Origin of the sequence: Heliophilum fasciatum, from assembly GCF_004341395.1 — a bacterium.
Classification (GTDB): Bacteria; Bacillota; Desulfitobacteriia; order Heliobacteriales; family Heliobacteriaceae; genus Heliophilum; species Heliophilum fasciatum.
In genome coordinates, this window is sequence record NZ_SLXT01000041.1 from 1 (window position 1) to 16,384 (window position 16,384).

12 protein-coding genes, 1 rRNA gene and 1 pseudogene are annotated in these 16,384 nt (G+C 52.6%); 4 read left to right on the forward strand and 10 right to left on the reverse strand.

The features are described 5' to 3' along the window. Window positions 1-153 precede the first annotated feature (153 nt). From uvrA to EDD73_RS13785, 3 genes are all read right to left on the reverse strand, one after another. Entirely contained in the window at window positions 154-3,018 is a 2,865-nt protein-coding gene (uvrA, locus tag EDD73_RS13775) for an excinuclease ABC subunit UvrA (protein ID WP_131920882.1), read from the reverse strand. A 205-nt stretch (window positions 3,019-3,223) separates the two neighbouring features. Continuing rightward, window positions 3,224-5,731 (reverse strand): excinuclease ABC subunit UvrB, encoded by a 2,508-nt coding sequence (uvrB, locus tag EDD73_RS13780; protein ID WP_406567199.1) that lies wholly within the window; start codon window positions 5,729-5,731, stop codon window positions 3,224-3,226. A 26-nt stretch (window positions 5,732-5,757) separates the two neighbouring features. Further along, window positions 5,758-6,579 (reverse strand): methyl-accepting chemotaxis protein, encoded by an 822-nt coding sequence (locus EDD73_RS13785; RefSeq protein ID WP_131920884.1) that lies wholly within the window; start codon window positions 6,577-6,579, stop codon window positions 5,758-5,760. A 285-nt stretch (window positions 6,580-6,864) separates the two neighbouring features. Between EDD73_RS13785 and EDD73_RS13790 the strand changes: the two genes are divergently transcribed. Both EDD73_RS13790 and EDD73_RS13795 read left to right on the forward strand, forming a co-directional pair. Further along, window positions 6,865-7,740 carry a 4Fe-4S binding protein gene (locus EDD73_RS13790; RefSeq protein WP_131920886.1) on the forward strand — a complete coding sequence of 292 codons (876 nt, stop codon included), beginning with the start codon at window positions 6,865-6,867 and terminating at the stop codon, window positions 7,738-7,740. A 94-nt stretch (window positions 7,741-7,834) separates the two neighbouring features. Continuing rightward, window positions 7,835-8,146: a hypothetical protein gene (locus EDD73_RS13795; protein WP_131920888.1), complete on the forward strand. Its 312-nt coding sequence runs from the start codon at window positions 7,835-7,837 to the stop codon at window positions 8,144-8,146. A 21-nt stretch (window positions 8,147-8,167) separates the two neighbouring features. Here EDD73_RS13795 and EDD73_RS13800 read toward each other — a convergent pair whose 3' ends face one another. The 4 genes and pseudogenes from EDD73_RS13800 to EDD73_RS13810 all read right to left on the reverse strand — a co-directional run bounded on the left by EDD73_RS13800 (window position 8,168) and on the right by EDD73_RS13810 (window position 10,340). Further along, window positions 8,168-8,455, reverse strand: coding sequence for a hypothetical protein (locus EDD73_RS13800; RefSeq protein WP_131920890.1), 288 nt, complete (start codon window positions 8,453-8,455; stop codon window positions 8,168-8,170). A 6-nt stretch (window positions 8,456-8,461) separates the two neighbouring features. Further along, on the reverse strand, window positions 8,462-8,698 hold the full coding sequence (locus EDD73_RS15640; RefSeq protein WP_423244905.1) for a hypothetical protein: 237 nt from the start codon (window positions 8,696-8,698) through the stop codon (window positions 8,462-8,464). A 25-nt stretch (window positions 8,699-8,723) separates the two neighbouring features. Further along, window positions 8,724-9,524, reverse strand: a pseudogene (locus EDD73_RS13805) (ParM/StbA family protein); the annotation flags it as partial. A 156-nt stretch (window positions 9,525-9,680) separates the two neighbouring features. Next, window positions 9,681-10,340, reverse strand: a complete 660-nt coding sequence (locus EDD73_RS13810) for an SdpI family protein (RefSeq protein ID WP_165876534.1) — start codon at window positions 10,338-10,340, stop codon at window positions 9,681-9,683. A gap of 145 nt (window positions 10,341-10,485) precedes the next feature. Between EDD73_RS13810 and EDD73_RS13815 the strand changes: the two genes are divergently transcribed. Further along, window positions 10,486-11,634 (forward strand): glycosyl hydrolase family 18 protein, encoded by a 1,149-nt coding sequence (locus EDD73_RS13815; protein WP_131920896.1) that lies wholly within the window; start codon window positions 10,486-10,488, stop codon window positions 11,632-11,634. A 73-nt stretch (window positions 11,635-11,707) separates the two neighbouring features. On the opposite strand, the gene EDD73_RS13820 is transcribed toward EDD73_RS13815, so the two are convergent. Beyond that, window positions 11,708-14,632, reverse strand: coding sequence for a PAS domain-containing hybrid sensor histidine kinase/response regulator (locus tag EDD73_RS13820; RefSeq protein WP_131920898.1), 2,925 nt, complete (start codon window positions 14,630-14,632; stop codon window positions 11,708-11,710). A 334-nt stretch (window positions 14,633-14,966) separates the two neighbouring features. Continuing rightward, window positions 14,967-15,407: a hypothetical protein gene (locus EDD73_RS13825; protein WP_131920900.1), complete on the reverse strand. Its 441-nt coding sequence runs from the start codon at window positions 15,405-15,407 to the stop codon at window positions 14,967-14,969. A 201-nt stretch (window positions 15,408-15,608) separates the two neighbouring features. On the opposite strand from EDD73_RS13825, the gene EDD73_RS13830 reads away from it, so the two are divergent. Beyond that, a complete protein-coding gene (locus EDD73_RS13830) occupies window positions 15,609-15,899 on the forward strand; it encodes a carbohydrate-binding protein (protein WP_131920902.1) in 291 nt (96 codons plus the stop codon). 344 nt (window positions 15,900-16,243) lie between these two features. Here the strand turns inward: EDD73_RS13830 and EDD73_RS13835 are convergent. Further along, a 23S ribosomal RNA gene (locus EDD73_RS13835) occupies window positions 16,244-16,384 on the reverse strand; the annotation flags it as partial.

Below are 16,384 nucleotides of genomic sequence, written 5' to 3' on the forward strand. Positions count from 1 at the left end.
GTACGGTTTGCGGCTATTTTCTTGATTAATTTGGAAAAAACACGGTTTCAACGGATACCATACTTGGTTCCATTGGGTTCCTGGACGGACTCTATCTACATATTCCTTCTGTTTTCGATGAAATCCCGAACCGTTCCTTCTATACATGGGCTATTACACCACCGGTTCCCCCGGTCGCCGTGCCAGCACCTTAGCCAGAAAACGCCCCGTATACGAATGGGGCATGGCGGCCACCTCTTCCGGCGTACCAGTGCCCACCACCGTACCGCCTTTGTCACCGCCTTCCGGACCCAGGTCGATCACGTAATCGGCCGTTTTGATCACGTCCAAATTATGCTCAATGACCAAAACCGTATCACCGGCATCGACGAGCCGTTGCAGCACACCGAGTAGCTTATGAATATCAGCGATATGCAAGCCCGTCGTCGGTTCATCCAAGATATAAAAGGTCTTGCCGTTGGAACGGCGCGACAATTCCGTCGCCAGCTTGACCCGCTGCGCTTCCCCGCCGGACAAGGTCGTCGCCGGCTGGCCGAGCCGGACATAGCCGAGCCCCACATCGAAGAGCGTCTGCATCTTGCGGGCGATCTTCGGAATCGCTTGGAAAAACGCCAGCGCTTCTTCGACGGTCATATCGAGCACATCGGCAATGCTTTTGCCTTTATAGTGAACTTCCAGCGTCTCCCGGTTGTACCGTTTGCCCTTGCACACTTCACAAGGCACATAGACATCCGGTAAAAAGTGCATCTCAATTTTGAGAATCCCATCGCCCTTGCAGGCTTCACAGCGCCCACCACGGATATTGAAGGAAAAGCGCCCCGGCTTATAGCCGCGCATCTTCGCTTCCGGTACTTGCGAAAAAAGATCGCGAATCGCATCAAAAACACCGGTGTAGGTGGCCGCATTCGACCGAGGTGTACGGCCGATCGGCGACTGATCGATGTCGATGACTTTTTCCAGGTGTTCCAGACCGCGAATTTCCTTGTGGGCGCCCGGCTTGGTATGAGCACGGTTCAGTTGCGCTGCCAGCGTTTTGTGCAAAATCTCATTGACCAGTGTTGATTTTCCCGATCCCGAAACACCGGTAACGGCGGTGAAGACGCCTAGCGGAAAAGCCACATCGATCCCTTTGAGGTTGTTTTCGGCTGCCCCGATCACTTCCACCCATTTGCCGTTGGGCCGGCGCCGCTCGCTCGGTACCGGCACAAAGCGTTTGCCCGACAGATACTGTCCTGTCAGCGATGCCGGCTCTGCCATGATCTGATCCAGCGAACCTTCGGCCACGATCTGACCGCCATGCTCACCGGCTCCCGGCCCGATATCGATAATATGATCGGCCGTGAGCATTGTATCTTCATCGTGCTCCACGACGAGCAGCGTGTTGCCCAGGTCGCGCAAGCGCTGCAACGTCTGCAAGAGCCGTTCGTTATCGCGCTGGTGCAGGCCGATCGACGGTTCATCAAGGACATAAAGCACACCCATCAGTCCCGAGCCGATCTGCGTCGCCAGGCGAATGCGCTGGGCCTCGCCGCCCGACAAGGTGCCGGCCGCCCGCGACAGCGTCAGGTAGTTCAACCCCACATTGCTTAAAAAGCCCAGGCGTTCTTTGATCTCTTTGAAGATCTGGCGCCCGATGATCTGTTCCCGTTCCGTCAGCTTCAGTTGCTCAAAAAAGCGATAGGCCTCATCGACAGGCATTTCGGTCACCTGGCGGATATTACGCCCGCCGACAAGCACCGCCAGACTCTCCGGCTTCAACCGTGCCCCTTGACAGTCCGGGCAGGGTTTTTCCGTCATATATTCTTCCAGTTCCTCACGGGACCAGTCAGACTGTGATTCCTTGTGACGGCGTTTGATGTTGTTGATGACCCCTTCAAAGTGCGTTTCATAGGTGCGGGCGCGCCCGTCAAAACTGGTGAAATTCACCTTGAGCTTTTCTTGGCCGGCACCGTAAAGCAGCATGTGCACGATCTCAGGGGGGAGTTCGCGTACGGGCACGCTCGTCGAAAAGTTTTGTGCTGTCGATAGCGCTTTGAGCAACTCCGGAATAAAGTTGGAATTGCTTTTTGCCCAGGGAACGATGGCCCCTTCATCGAGACTCAGATCGCGATTGGGCATGATTAAGTCCGGATCGACTTCCAATTGCCTACCTAAGCCGGTACAGGTCGGACAAGCGCCATAAGGTGCGTTAAAAGAAAACATGCGCGGCGCAATTTCGCCGATCGAAATGCCGCAATCAGCGCAGGCAAAGTTCTGCGAGAAAAGCAGTTCCCCGGTGGCCGCATCAGAACCTTCGGGCACGCTGAGAATATGGGCGATCGCCAACCCATCAGCCAAGTTCAGCGCTGTTTCCAGCGAATCGGCCAAGCGGCGGGCAATGTCGGGACGGATGATGATCCGGTCAATGACCACTTCAATCGTATGTTTTTTGGTTTTGGCCAGGTTGATCTCTTCGGTGGCGTCCATGATCTCGCCGTCGATACGCACGCGCACATAGCCGTTTTTGCGGATGTCTTCAAGGATCTTAATATGCTCGCCTTTTTTCCCGCGCACCAACGGCGCCAGGATCTGCAGCTTCGTGCTTTCCGGGTAGGCTGTTAATTGATCGACCATCTGCTCGATCGTTTGCTGCTGAATCGGCTTCCCGCACTTGGGGCAGTGAGGCTTGCCGATACGTGCAAAGAGCAGGCGCAGGTAGTCGTAGATCTCCGTCACCGTGCCGACGGTCGAGCGCGGGTTTTTCGAGGTCGTCTTTTGATCGATGGAGATCGCCGGTGATAAGCCTTCAATATAGTCTACGTCCGGTTTGTCCATCTGGCCTAAAAACATCCGGGCGTAGGACGACAGGGATTCGACATAGCGCCGCTGGCCTTCCGCATAGATCGTGTCAAAGGCCAGGGACGATTTGCCGGAGCCCGATAGGCCGGTCAAGACGATGAGCTTGTCCCGTGGTATATCGATATCAATATTTTTTAAGTTGTGCGCCCGGGCACCCCGTACGCGGATCATCTCAAGCATGTTTTCTCCTCCAGTTAGGCCAAGCCATTTCTGTCAGTCTATTTTACCGATAATCATTATTATAGCATAAAAGCAAGCAGGGGCAGAAAAAAGCGATCACCCCATGAGCCATCGCCCTTCTGTCCCTGTTTTATCTTTAGGCTGTTCAAATGTTCATTGCTCATAAAAATCTTGGCCTACGACTTGATATGATACTGCTGCTTGGTTAGCCCCGTGATCGCGGCGTACGCTCACGGGAAGAGGTACCGCTTTTGGCCGCTCCCCCACCGGTTATGCTCCTGCCTTTGGCCGCCCGGCTCGATGCAGATTTACTTTTCACCGGCGCACCGCCTTTGATTTCGATCAGCACATCACGCAACAGCGCTGCCCGCTCGAACTCCAGCGCCATGGCTGCTTCCTGCATCTCTTTTTCCAGATCGGCAATCAACCGCGCGACGCTTTCCGGTGAGTTGACCACATCCGCTGCGGTTGCCGTAACGCCTTTCCGTGCCGTCGCCCTTTCCTGGCCGGTACCCTTGGCCGTATCCTTAGCCTTGGCTGTACCCTTCGCCGTTCCCTTCGTTCCCGCTTTCGTCCTGGATTTGGACTTCGCCTCCGCTACCAGGATCTCGCCCACGAGATCACGGTCTGCTTCCATGACTTCTGCGGCAGTGGTTCCGGCGATTTCATAGCTGCCATCGAACGCCTCGGCGGCCATCAGCGCCCCATCACCGATGCCATAATCTACCGCCGGCCCCGCTGCCTTGCCGCCACGGCGCCCCTTAAGATATGCGGCCGCCCGCGCCAGGACGCCGCCCGACTTCTCATCAATGGCCACCCCTTGCGGCTGATCCTTCGAAGTAGTCGCTTCAATGACATCGCGCACCGCTTTTTTCACCGTCTGCGGGGTGATGCCGTGTTCCCGGTTATAGGCTACTTGAATCGCTCGCCGCCGCTCGGTCTCGCCGATGGCTTTTTCCATCGACTGCGTGACCGTATCGGCATACATGATCACGCGCCCCTCGACGTTCCGCGCCGCCCGGCCGATGGTCTGAATCAGCGATCGCTCGGAGCGCAAGAAGCCCTCTTTGTCGGCATCAAGGATGGCCACCAAAGTCACTTCGGGCAAGTCCAACCCTTCACGCAACAGGTTAATCCCGACGAGCACGTCGAACTCGCCGATGCGCAAATCACGGATGATCTGCATGCGTTCGATGGCATCAATATCCGAGTGGAGCCAGCGCACCCGCACGCCCATCTGCTTGAGATAGCCCGTCAGATCCTCCGCCATGCGCTTCGTCAGCGTCGTCACCAATACGCGCTGATCTTTTTGCGCTCGGATGCGAATCTCATGGAGCAAGTCATCGATCTGGCCTTTGACGGGCCGCACTTCAATTTCCGGATCAACCAGGCCCGTCGGTCGAATAATCTGCTCGACGACCTGCGCACTGTTGCGCATTTCATAATCGGCCGGTGTGGCCGAGACAAACACCAGTTGATTGACCGTCTTTTCAAACTCATCAAATTTCAAGGGACGGTTATCGGCCGCCGAAGGTAAGCGAAAACCGTGCTCAATCAGCGTTTGCTTGCGCGAGCGGTCACCGGCATACATGGCACCGATTTGCGGCACCGTCACATGGGACTCGTCGATCATCATGACAAAGTCATCGGGGAAAAAGTGCAGCAGCGTATAGGGCGGCTCACCGGCCTGGCGCCCGGTCAGGTGGCGTGAGTAGTTTTCAATGCCCGTGCAAAAGCCCATTTCCCTTAGCATCTCAATATCGTAGCGGGTACGCTGCGCCAACCGTTGCGCTTCTAAGAGCTTATCTTGCACCTTCAGTTCCGCCAAACGTTCTTCCAATTCCGCTTCGATGGCCGCCAGCGCCGGCTCCAAGGTTTCCCGCGATGTTACATAGTGCGTGTTCGGAAAAATCGATATGTGGTAGCGCTCACCGTAGATCTCACCGGTCAGCGTATCGATCTCCGTAATCCGCTCCAACTCATCACCGAAAAACTCCAACCGCACGGCCCGTTCCGTATAGGACGCCGGGTAGACTTCCAACACATCGCCACGCACGCGAAAGGTACCGCGCGTAAAGGAGATGTTATTACGCACGTATTGGATATCGACGAGCTTACGCAAGATCGCATCCAGATCGTAGCTGTGCCCTTTGCGCAGCGAGATCATCTGCCCTAAGTACTCTTCCGGCGATCCCAAGCCGTAGATGCAGGAGACGGAGGAGACGATGATCACATCACGGCGCTCAATCAGGGCCGCTGTGGCCGCGTGGCGCAGCTTGTCGATCTCATCGTTGATCGATGCATCTTTTTCAATATAAGTGTCGGATGAGGGGACATAGGCCTCCGGTTGATAGTAGTCATAATAAGAAACAAAGTATTCCACAGCGTTGTCGGGAAAGAACTCCTTGAACTCTGCACAAAGCTGCGCCGCCAGCACTTTGTTGTGAGCCAACACCAGCGTGGGCCGCTGCACCTTTTCAATGACGGCGGCCATGGTGTAGGTCTTGCCGGTACCGGTCGCGCCGAGCAAGGTTTGGCAACGCTGACCGGACAAGATGCCTTGGGACAACGCTGCAATCGCTGTGGGCTGATCGCCTTTGGGCGCAAACTCGCTTTTCAGCACAAACGGCTTCGATTCGGTTTCACGATCGCGCAAAGTGAGGCTACCTGCACCCCAAACCGGCTTTGCTGTGTCCGACGTTTTCATGGCCATCAATGAATCCTTCCTTCTACTACTGGTTAAATAATCTCCGCTATTTTATTGATATTTTCCGCAGAAGTAACAAACTGCTCCATCGCCGCGGACATTTCTTCGGTGGCCGCCGCTTGTCGCTCACCGACACCGGAAGTATCCGATAAAATTTTCACCATACTGTTAATATCTTTTTGTATCGATAAAATAATTTTATTGATGTCTTTGACGGCCTGTCCGCTATTGGTAGCCATTTTGCGAATTTCCTCGGCAACAACGGCAAATCCACGCCCCTGTTCTCCGGCCCTGGCCGCTTCGATGGCCGCATTGAGTCCCAGCAGATTGGAATTGGCCGCCACATCGCTGACAAAACGTAAGATTCCGTCCGTTTCTTTCACATCAGACAGGATTTTTTCACCGTTTTTGGTTAAGTCCACAAGGTTATTCGATAACAGGGTAGCTGTTCCGGCTAACTCTTGGATGGTCGCGCTAAATTCCTGGGAAGTTGCCATGATGGTTTGTGCGGCATTCTGCAGCGTTTCTTGGGTAGCTAAACTGATTGCCGTCGCGATCACTCCGACAAAATCGCCCTGATCAAAAACGGGAATGCTTATGGCTTTGACAGGAACTCCGTATAAATCTTTCGGGAGTGTTTTATGCACTTCTCTTTTCGTTCGTACACATTCACCAACGGCTCCTGATGATGCCGCTTGACTGCCAACAGTAACTGCCATGTTAAAAGTTTTCGGTTGAACAAATTGTACGATTGTCCCTCTTTCGTCAGCAATCATGACACCACAGTCTAACGGTGATAAACTTTGATAGGTCTCCGCATTCTCGATAATGCACTCCAGTTTAGTCTTCGACATATAACCGCCTCCTTATAGCAATGCCATGCTACGTCGCTAAAAACTCTTGGAACAAACATTCAACATTTAAAGTGATTATCCTTCCATTCTTAGGGTAATCCATATTTTCAGTGTATTATTATTTAATCCATTAGTCGCAATTCTATCACCAATCTCATCTTTCCACAGATATACCTATACTACGCTACGATTTGTCATCAAATTGTAACGTAAGCACCATCGTTTCGCCACGATTTCCTGCTATAATGAAGGTATCGACCACCTGATAAAAAGGAGGTTTTCCCGATGACTGCTCAGCCAAATCATAAGCGCACGGTGGCACTGCGCGTCGCCCGCCAGGTTTCTTTGCTTTTTTTCGTTGCCCTCATTGCCTTTATCAGCTATCGTCACCAAGCTTTAGGGGGCGGCCCACAAGGCGCTGCACCGTTGGACACCTACTGTGTTTTCGGCGGCGCCGCTACGCTCTGGACCTATATCACCACCGGTCAGTTTATTCAAAAGACCAACATGGCCAATCTCGTCCTGCTCACTGCCGCCGTAACCTTGGTAACCCTCACAGGCGCCTCCTTTTGCGGTTGGATTTGCCCCTTTGGCGCCATCCAAGAGTGGCTTTACCGCATCAATAAAAAACTGCTGAAAATCACTTGGACACCATCCGATGCCATCGATCGTCCCTTACGGTGGCTGCGCTTTTTGATCCTGGCCCTGATTCTTTACATGACTGTATCGACGAACTCCCTTTGGTTTGAAGCCTATGATCCCTTCAAAATGCTCTTTCACATGAACTTCAGCGAAATGACGCTCACCGGGATCGTCATCCTTGGGGTTACCTTGCTGAGTGCGCTGATCATCGAACGTGCCTGGTGCCGCTATCTCTGCCCGCTCGGCGCGCTCTTTACACTTTTTGCCCCTCTAAGCCGGATCAACATCACGCGCCACCGCGCCAGTTGTATCAACTGCCATGCCTGTACCAAAGCTTGTCCCGTGCAGATTGACGTAGCTCAGCAAGATGTTGTCCGGGACAGCCAGTGCATCAAATGCTTACGTTGCATCATTCACTGCCCGGTGGCCGATACACTGACCCTTGACGCTGCACTGACTTCGCCGCCGGCACCGCCCCAAACACCCTCACCATCCAAGCAACATCCCCTATCGTCCTAGGAACATCCTCTATCTTCCTAGAAACGCCCTTACTGCCAACAGCATGATTCTCTCCTCCCCGGCAAAGGATCAATCGGTGAAAGGAGCTTTGTTTATGCGCATCAAACCGCTTTTGTTTGGCTTGATCGTCCTTGGACTCTTTGGTGGCATTATCGGTGGAGGTATGGCCAGCGGTTATTGGGTGACCAAGCAATCGTTGCCCTCCGCCGGTACCGTTCAGAGCTCCGCAGATCTTAAAGGGTGGATGACGATCACCCAGGTCAGCGAAACATTGCAACTCCCCATCCCTACTGTGCTGGAAAAGCTCCGCTTACCCGCATCGACCGATCCGTCCAAATCGCTGAAAACCTTGGCGACCGAACAACAAACGACGCCCGATGAACTGAAAGCCCGTCTGTTCGAGTAACAGACGGGCTTTCATCTACTTCTACTCCGCTTCCTCTAAAAACTCACCAAAGAGATCCGCAAAAGGGCTTGGCTCTTCATCGTTCCCTTCCGGCCGCTGCATCATGGGTAGCATTCCCCCAGCTTCCCACCGTTCCAACTGCGACCGGATCGCACTCAACCCCGCCATCACCGCTTCGTGACGGCGATCCTCTTCGACTTTTTGCAGCAACGTCTCACGAATCCAGGCCGACCGTGCTCCCGAGGGAATCGCCCGCAGCTTCAGATCGAGGGCCGATTCATCGGGTACATTGATCGTATACTTGGCCATCGCCCATCACGAACCGGTTGCCCGTGCCGCTTGGAACTGGCCCTGCTCCTTGATCTTGGCCGCATCCAAGTATCCGAGGGCATTGGCCATCTGCGCATCCTTCATCAGCGTGATCGTGGGATGCAAACTGCCCAGATGATCGGCCATCGCTTTCCCACCGCCGCCGGCTAAGAAAAGCCGCCGGATACGATCGGCCTCCGACCGCCAGGCCGACAACACGCGGTTGCGAATCTCCCGCGCCACTTGCGACCGTGTTTTTTTGAATATCTTCCTGCAAGTCAATCTCCTGACCGCGATGAAAAATCGTGCCTTCGCTAAGGATGTGCGGGATATTGCGTTCTTCCAACACCGATCCGGTAATTTTATTAAAGGCCTGTTGCAGTGGCCGATAGGTACTGGCCACGCCCACATTGACCGTACCGCAAAGGTCCCGCCGTAGCAGCGGCCGCTTATTGCTGCCGATCTCCACCACGGCAAAATCAGTCGTACGAAAACCCACATCGATCAAGGCAAACAAGTTGCCCGTTTGGGTCACGTCGTCAAAACGCGGACGCGTACCGTCGTAGATGGCCAATTGCATGGCCGACAATCCTTGCGGAATGATCGTCACATCGGCAAAACGAATCGTTTTGCTTTCGCCTTCCATCGGGCCGCCCAGAAAATGTACCGTCGCCCAGAAGTTTTTCAAATAGCGGTAAAAGTCATTTTTCTGGGCGCTGTACTCCTCCAAAGGCAACCCCGTCGCGAGATGAATCGCGCTCATATCGGCAGGCGCCAATAGCGCTGCCGCAGTGGCCAAAAGTACCCGTGTTTCAGGAAGATGAATTTTATTCGCTTCCAGCGTGATCGAAGCGCCGGCGAGACTTTCCCGCCGGGCTAATTCGCCCACGAAAAACTCTTCATCACCCAAGCGCACATGCAGCGCATCGAGGCCTTTGGTATTTTGCGCCAAGATCTCACTTTGCCGGTCATGGCCTAAGCCGACGATACTGGGAAAAATCATGCTTTTCCCTTGCTGATTGACCGCTTTAACTTCCCCATATCCCAGATCAATTCCAATCTTATACATCGCAATCCCGGTACGAAGAGCGCCGGGATCTTCACCCCTTTCACCTGTTTCTACGGACAAGTTACCCTACCATATTATACCATATACTTCCAGACAAGGGAATAAGCAAAGAGGGGCCTTCGCCGATATGCTGGCGACGGCCCCTCTTTCGTAGCATCAAAACGTTCGCTTTTTCCCGGCGATCCGCCAGGCATAGATCGTCGGTACAACAACGATCACTGCAATGAGCAGCAACAGCAGCGCCGTGCTCCAACCACCAAGTAACTGCGGACCGGCCACGCCGATAACCAGCATGCCCAAACCGCCAAAAACAAAGGCCTGTCCGCCGACACGGTGCGTCTTGGCCCACACTTCCGGATCGTCTATCGTCCACGGCAAGCGATAGCCCATAAAGTGATTGGGCTGAACCTTGGGCAGAACCACACCGATAACTAAAAACAAAAGACCTACTGCTCCGGGCACGATTTGTGCCATCGCTATCGGGTAGCCCAGACCGGCAGCAATCATCGCCATCTGGATACCGAAAAAAAAGAAAACGACGCTGGTGATGATTATCTCGCTGGCACCGGTGAATTTCGCATAATTATCCTTCAGCGGGTCCATGCGGCTAAATCCCCGAGATAACAAAATCAGCAAAAGTGTCACGATCGGTCCGATGCTTAACGCTTCCAGAGGACTGCCCATCCGGTCAACTTCCCCCGCTAGGTTCCAATGCACCGGTACTTGCGCCGGCAGCTTCGGATAGGCAATCACTGAGACCAAAACACTGAGCACCCACAACACCAATTGCAGCGTAAATACGCCGTACTTTCGCATCGTCATGCCTCCTTTTGGCAGCAAGTCACCATACAGCGCCCCACTGCATAGATCAAGTATACGATGATACCATCTTTCCCCATCCCTGTTCTACTGTTACCGGATATGTCCGCCCATAAACGGATCCAAAAAGGAGCCAAGAATCATGCAGATTCATGTCGTTCGCCCTGGCGATTCCTTATGGTCGATTGCCCAAGCTTACCGTATTCCCCTGTACCTATTGATACAAAGCAACGAAGTTCCCAATCCAGCCCATTTGGTAGTCGGTCAAACGCTGGTCATCCCTACGCCCGGCAGTTCGCGGCCGCGCACCGTGGCCGATGTGGGCGCTTATGTGGATCCGCGCATTACCGGCGCTGATTCCGTCGGCGAAGTCGATCAGCACGGCGATCAATTGACCTACCTGCCTATCTTCAGTTATGCCGTCAATCCCGACGGAACCTTAACACCCGTTGTCGATCAACCCTTAATCAATGCCGCTTACCGTCATCGTGTAGCCCCCCTGCTGACCTTGACCAACTTTATTAACGGCCGGTTTGATCGCCAACTAGCCACCACCATCTTTACCAATGAAGCACTCCAAGAAAAAGTGCTTGATGAAGTGGTAGCCGTCATGCGGGAAAAAAGCTACCACGGGCTCAATGTCGATTTTGAGTATTTAGGCGCCGAAAACCGCGAGCGCTACAACCAGTTCCTGCGTCGCGCCGCTGCCAAATTAAAACCAGGTGGTTTCTCACTCTCCACAGCACTGGCGCCAAAAACATCCGGTTCGCAACCGGGCATTCTCTACGAAGGTCATGACTATGCCGCCCAAGGACAGATCGTCGACTTTATCTTCTTTATGACCTACGAATGGGGTTGGTCCGGTGGCCCGCCCCGCGCCGTTTCCCCCATTAACCTGGTACGCCAGGTGCTTGAGTATGCCATCTCCGTGGTCCCTAGAAATAAAATCCTCATGGGGATTCCGCTGTACGGCTATGACTGGACACTGCCCTTTGTGCCAGGCGGACGATTTGCCGAATCGATCAGTCCCCAGCAAGCGATTGAACGGGCCGCTCGCTACAACAGCTATATCCAATATGACCGCGTCGCCCAGGCACCGTTTTTCTTCTACACCGATGAAAATCGCCGGAATCATGAAGTCTGGTTTGAAGACGCACGCAGCATTCAAGCTAAGTTCGATCTCGTTAAGACCCTGGGGATCCGTGGCTTCTACTACTGGGTGCTCGGCAAAGACTTCCCGCAAAACTGGCTCTTGATTCAAGATAATTTTATTGTCCGCAAAGTGGTGTAGTTCAAAGTGGTATAGTTATGAATAAAGAAGCGCTTTCATCGTCAACGCTGACGAAGGGCGCTTCTTTTTTGAATCAATCCAGCGCATTGGATGAATCCGTCAGCAACGTCCTCTCCCACCGCACTAAGGGGTGAAATGCTTCTTGCAGTTCCTCAAGTAGCCGCTGGATATCTGCATCTTCACAATCCGCCCGCATCGCTGCTTCCAACTGGGTAAAAGCCTGATAAATATCATCAGCAGCAAGATTGCCGGCCACGCCCTTGATTTTGTGCGCCAAGACCAGCGCTGATTCTTTTTCGGCATGATCAAGCTGATACTGAATCTGTTCAGCAACGTTGCTCCAGTTGGTTACAAATTCTATGAGCATATTACGGTACATTGCTCGCTCTTCGCAAAACCGTTCCAGCCCCACATCGATATTCACGCCCGGTACATCCACAGGGAGATCGTTTCTGCTTACCCGTTCGTTCCTCCGCCTTTCATCCTTGATGGGCTTTGTGTCTGTCTGGGGGAATCCCCCCTTCCCATTCCGCGGAAGAATCCACCGGGATAACATCTCCTGCAGGCGCTTCGATTCAATCGGTTTGCTCAGATAATCGTTCATTCCCGCCTGCAAACAAGCTTCTGCCGCGCCTTGCATGGCATGGGCCGTCATCGCTACAATCGGTAACCGGGCATGAACCGGGTTCATCCGGATCCGCCGCGTTGCTTCATAACCGCTCATCACCGGCATCTGTACATCCATAAATACCAGGTCAAAGGTTCCTGCCTCTAATGCTTCCAATGCCTCCATGCCGTTGTTGGCAATGGTCACTTTCACACCAAACCGCTCCAGAAGCCCTGTTGCTACCAGTTGATTCATCGGCACGTCCTCAACCAGGAGCACCTTCGCACCGGCGATGGCTGCGGCGGTTTCCCGGGATTGTGCCCATGAAGCCATCCCCTTCGCCAGCGCGTTCGACAGTTGCAGCCCAAAGACCTGCCCGATCGCCTCGATTAGTTTTGCTTTCCCGACGGGTTTCATTAAGACCACTTGTCGTTCCGTTGGGCTCCCTTGATAGCGTTGCTGGATATCGCCAAAGGCCGGAGCCAATAAAATCAACCGTGGCGCCCCATAGCGCCGATCTTCTTGAATCTTCCGAACGAATCGCGGCACATTCACGCCGGGCATATCCAGGTCAAGCAGTACCATCGCATAGGGCTGCCCCGGTTCAGCCACATTCAGTTCGGCTAAAGCATCCTCTTCCGAAGCCACAGCTACCGCGTTAATTCCCAGAAGGGCCAAATGCTCCATCATGATTTCCCGAGCCAAGGGATAATCATCGACCACTAACGCCTTGCAAGCCGTTACATTGGGTGGCAGGGCACCCTGTTCCCGTTGAGCCCCATTCGGTTGGCACCGGAATACCGCCGTAAACGTAAAGGTGCTCCCGGAACCGAACTCACTCTCCACAGTGATCGTACCATCCATCATTTCGACCAGATGTCTGGAGATGGTCAGACCCAGACCGGTGCCACCAAATCTTCTCGTCATGGACATATCGGCTTGTGCAAACGGTGTAAAAAGGGCATCGATCTGCGCCGGCGCTATGCCGATGCCGGTATCACTGACGGCGCAACGGATCCGGCAATGCTGGCCATCCCTTTCCACGGGTTCGATCCGGATCAGGATATGGCCTGAAGCCGTAAATTTAACGGCATTATTCATCAAGTTGAGCAGGATCTGCCCTACCCGAACAGGATCACCGATCAGTACAGGCGGAAGATCATCGGTCACGGCGCAAAGCAACTCGATTCCCTTTTTCGCCGCTTCGACGTTGACCATTTCGACAACAAGATCCACGACCTCGTCCAAGCGAAATTCGATCGACTCCATCACGAGCTTCCCTGCCTCGATTTTCGAAAAATCAAGGATATCGTTGATTACCCGGAGGAGCGAATCGGACGATGCCGCAATTTTCGTGAGATAATCCCGCTGTTTTTCCGTTACATCCGTCGCTAGGGTCAATTCCGCAAAGCCAATAATCGCATTTAACGGGGTGCGAATCTCGTGACTCATGTTAGCCAGAAACTCGCTCTTGGCCTGTGTGGCTGCCTCCGCCGTCTCCTTGGCCATGCGCATGGCTTCCTCGGCCCGCTTCCGCATATCAATGTCACTAATGGCAGTGATGATCGCTGGCTGGCCCTCGAAATCGGTGACCTGCGCATCCATAGAGACCCAAAACGTTTCATCGCTACCATACCGGCGCAGTTGTGTTTCAAAATCAGCAAAAGCGCCGTTCTCCAGCAAGAGATCCCGTAGCCGTATGCGATCGGCCGGGCGTGCATAATAATCCACCGTCGTGCGGCCGGCCATGCCGCCCGACAAGTCTCCCGTCAATTCCAGCGCACTGTTGTTGGCAAACAAGATAAGGCCATCGTCTCTACGCGTAACAACAATCGCCGTCGGCAAGATGGCAATCAAGTCACGAAATTTTCGCTCACTGGCTAATTGCTTTTCTTCCATCCGTTTGGCCTGATCAATATCGGTAAAGGTTGAGAAAACAGCAGGCTCTTTCTCAAACATGATAATCCGTGAACTGATACTGGCCCAAAATGGTTCCCCATTGCCTTGATTCCGCTTGATCCGAACGGTATAATTCATTACCGACCCATGCTTATGGATCTGATCAATCATACGGTGGCGCTCACTGGGATACTCCCAAAAATCAAGCATCGATCGGCCGACCAATTCTTCCCGAGTCCCACCGAGCATTTCCTCACACTTGTGATTGATATAACGAATCTCATTATCAGTGATCCGGGTGATGGAAATTGCATTCGGTAAATCATCAAGGAGTTCGCGCAGTTGTGATTCCACTTCACTACGCCAGCGGTTCTGCTTCGCGAGATCACGGTTGCGCCAAATAACGTAGGCCAGGATAGCGACCACCAATACAAACAAGGGGACCTCAAAGCCGATAACGTGCTCCACCGTCCTATGGTGCGCATATTCCATAAATAAGCCCCCTCTTGTTTACTACTACTGTCTTGTAAAGTAGAAATAGAGCTTATTAGACTTAGCGAAAAAAACTACGAGTAACCAATTGCTCAATTCGACATCTTTAGCGATAATCCTTGATAGCTACTTATTTCAAAACCAAGTTTTTTCAACAATAAAAAAGGCTCCTCGCTACATCCCGTGGGTAGCGCAAAAAGAGAAACCTTACTCAGTGAATTTCATTCATTTCACCGGCACGGTTTCTCTTTTTGTTTACTTTTACCTTATACTACTCATACCCTTAGATGCTGATCATAACCCAAGGAATTCATCGTTACCTGAATCGTGCCATTTACTGAAGAACGATCTCCCCGTTGACAAACTGAACCCGATACTGGGCAAAGACAGACTTTTCACCGGTACCTTGCTTGACCTGCATCACTTCAAAAGTGCCGTTAGCCTGGAGTGTCGCCTTATAATCAAAACCGGCAATCGAAGCAAAGGTATAGTCAACAAGGTTGGTCCGACCGACTTCATCCCAATTGATCGTCCCGTCAGGGTTTTGGATCTTAGCATTCTTGGCTTTGGCTTCATCAATTTTTTGCTGGAGCACGACGGTCAGTTGCTTGGCTACTTCCGTTTGCGCCGCTGACTGCACCTTATCGACGATGCTTTTTACACCGGGATTATTGGTTAGCTCGCTCGTAGACGAGCAGGCTGTTAATGCAAGCGAAAGTACACCTACGGCCGCGATGGCCATACCTCGTTGGACCAACCGATGACGTATGTTCAACTTTTCATTCCTCCATTTCCCTTGAATTTCAGCGCCGCTCAAGCGGTGCCCACGCTATCATTCTGGCATAGCCTTCGGGTGCATGCAAGAAAAAAAGGCCTAAACGATAAGTGGTTACTTTGGCATCAATCCCCTTGGTTTAGATCCACCTCAGCGACGCACTATATAAGCGTCCCTCAATAATCTCAAGGAGGTTGTAACATGAGTAACTGGATTGATTCGCAAAAAGGTATCGAAGTAAAATCGACAGGCTACAACGAAGCCCGCATCAGCTACAATGGCTTGCTGGCCCATTCAGGTGCTGATCAAGTTTACCTGCACATCGGTTCCGGCGATCCCCGCAATTGGCAGCACACCCGCACTGAGCCCATGCAACGCACTACTTCTGGCTTCGAAAAAACCATTCATATGGACAACCAAGTTAACTTCTGCTTCAAAGATTCCGCTAATAACTGGGACAACAACTGCGGCCTTAACTGGTCCATCCGGTAATTTTTAATCTCGCGGGGGCCGCCAAAAGCGGCCCTTAATCTATTGGATAATGGTAGGTACATATTAGACTGTGAATTAAATGAGTTAAACCGGCTCATTCTTTTCGTCGGGTTAAAGGATTCCTATTAAGTTTCCCGGTTATGGCACCCTTCAATCCATCTTACTTATAACCTTTATTTGGTGCTGATTCATAATTTGGAGTTATATACCACAGTAATTAAACGTATTTAAAACAAAAAAAGGCCTGAAAGCCTTTTTAAGATTCATATTCATATATTATTTAATACCAATAAAGCTTTTTGCTTCCTGAAAACTACACAGTCATTTTAGTGAGTGATGAATTTAAGGTCAAGACCTCGACTGATTCGTACCCGTCCACTGAACACCTCACGGTGCGTACATGCCGGGCCGATCGACCAGATCGTCTTTCTGGAGTCTTACCTACTTGTGTAGTGGGAAGTCTCATCTTTGGGTCGGTTTCGCAC

Excerpts from the sequence above, each read along its gene's own strand:
- uvrA (WP_131920882.1), bottom strand. The coding sequence starts at position 3,018 with ATGCTTGAGATGATCCGCGTACGGGGTGCCCGGGCGCACAACTTAAAA.
- uvrB (WP_406567199.1), bottom strand. The coding sequence starts at position 5,731 with ATGGCCATGAAAACGTCGGACACAGCAAAGCCGGTTTGGGGTGCAGGT.
- EDD73_RS13785 (WP_131920884.1), bottom strand. The coding sequence starts at position 6,579 with ATGTCGAAGACTAAACTGGAGTGCATTATCGAGAATGCGGAGACCTAT.
- EDD73_RS13790 (WP_131920886.1), top strand. The coding sequence starts at position 6,865 with ATGACTGCTCAGCCAAATCATAAGCGCACGGTGGCACTGCGCGTCGCC.
- EDD73_RS13795 (WP_131920888.1), top strand. The coding sequence starts at position 7,835 with ATGCGCATCAAACCGCTTTTGTTTGGCTTGATCGTCCTTGGACTCTTT.
- EDD73_RS13800 (WP_131920890.1), bottom strand. The coding sequence starts at position 8,455 with ATGGCCAAGTATACGATCAATGTACCCGATGAATCGGCCCTCGATCTG.
- EDD73_RS13810 (WP_165876534.1), bottom strand. The coding sequence starts at position 10,340 with ATGCGAAAGTACGGCGTATTTACGCTGCAATTGGTGTTGTGGGTGCTC.
- EDD73_RS13815 (WP_131920896.1), top strand. The coding sequence starts at position 10,486 with ATGCAGATTCATGTCGTTCGCCCTGGCGATTCCTTATGGTCGATTGCC.
- EDD73_RS13820 (WP_131920898.1), bottom strand. The coding sequence starts at position 14,632 with ATGGAATATGCGCACCATAGGACGGTGGAGCACGTTATCGGCTTTGAG.
- EDD73_RS13830 (WP_131920902.1), top strand. The coding sequence starts at position 15,609 with ATGAGTAACTGGATTGATTCGCAAAAAGGTATCGAAGTAAAATCGACA.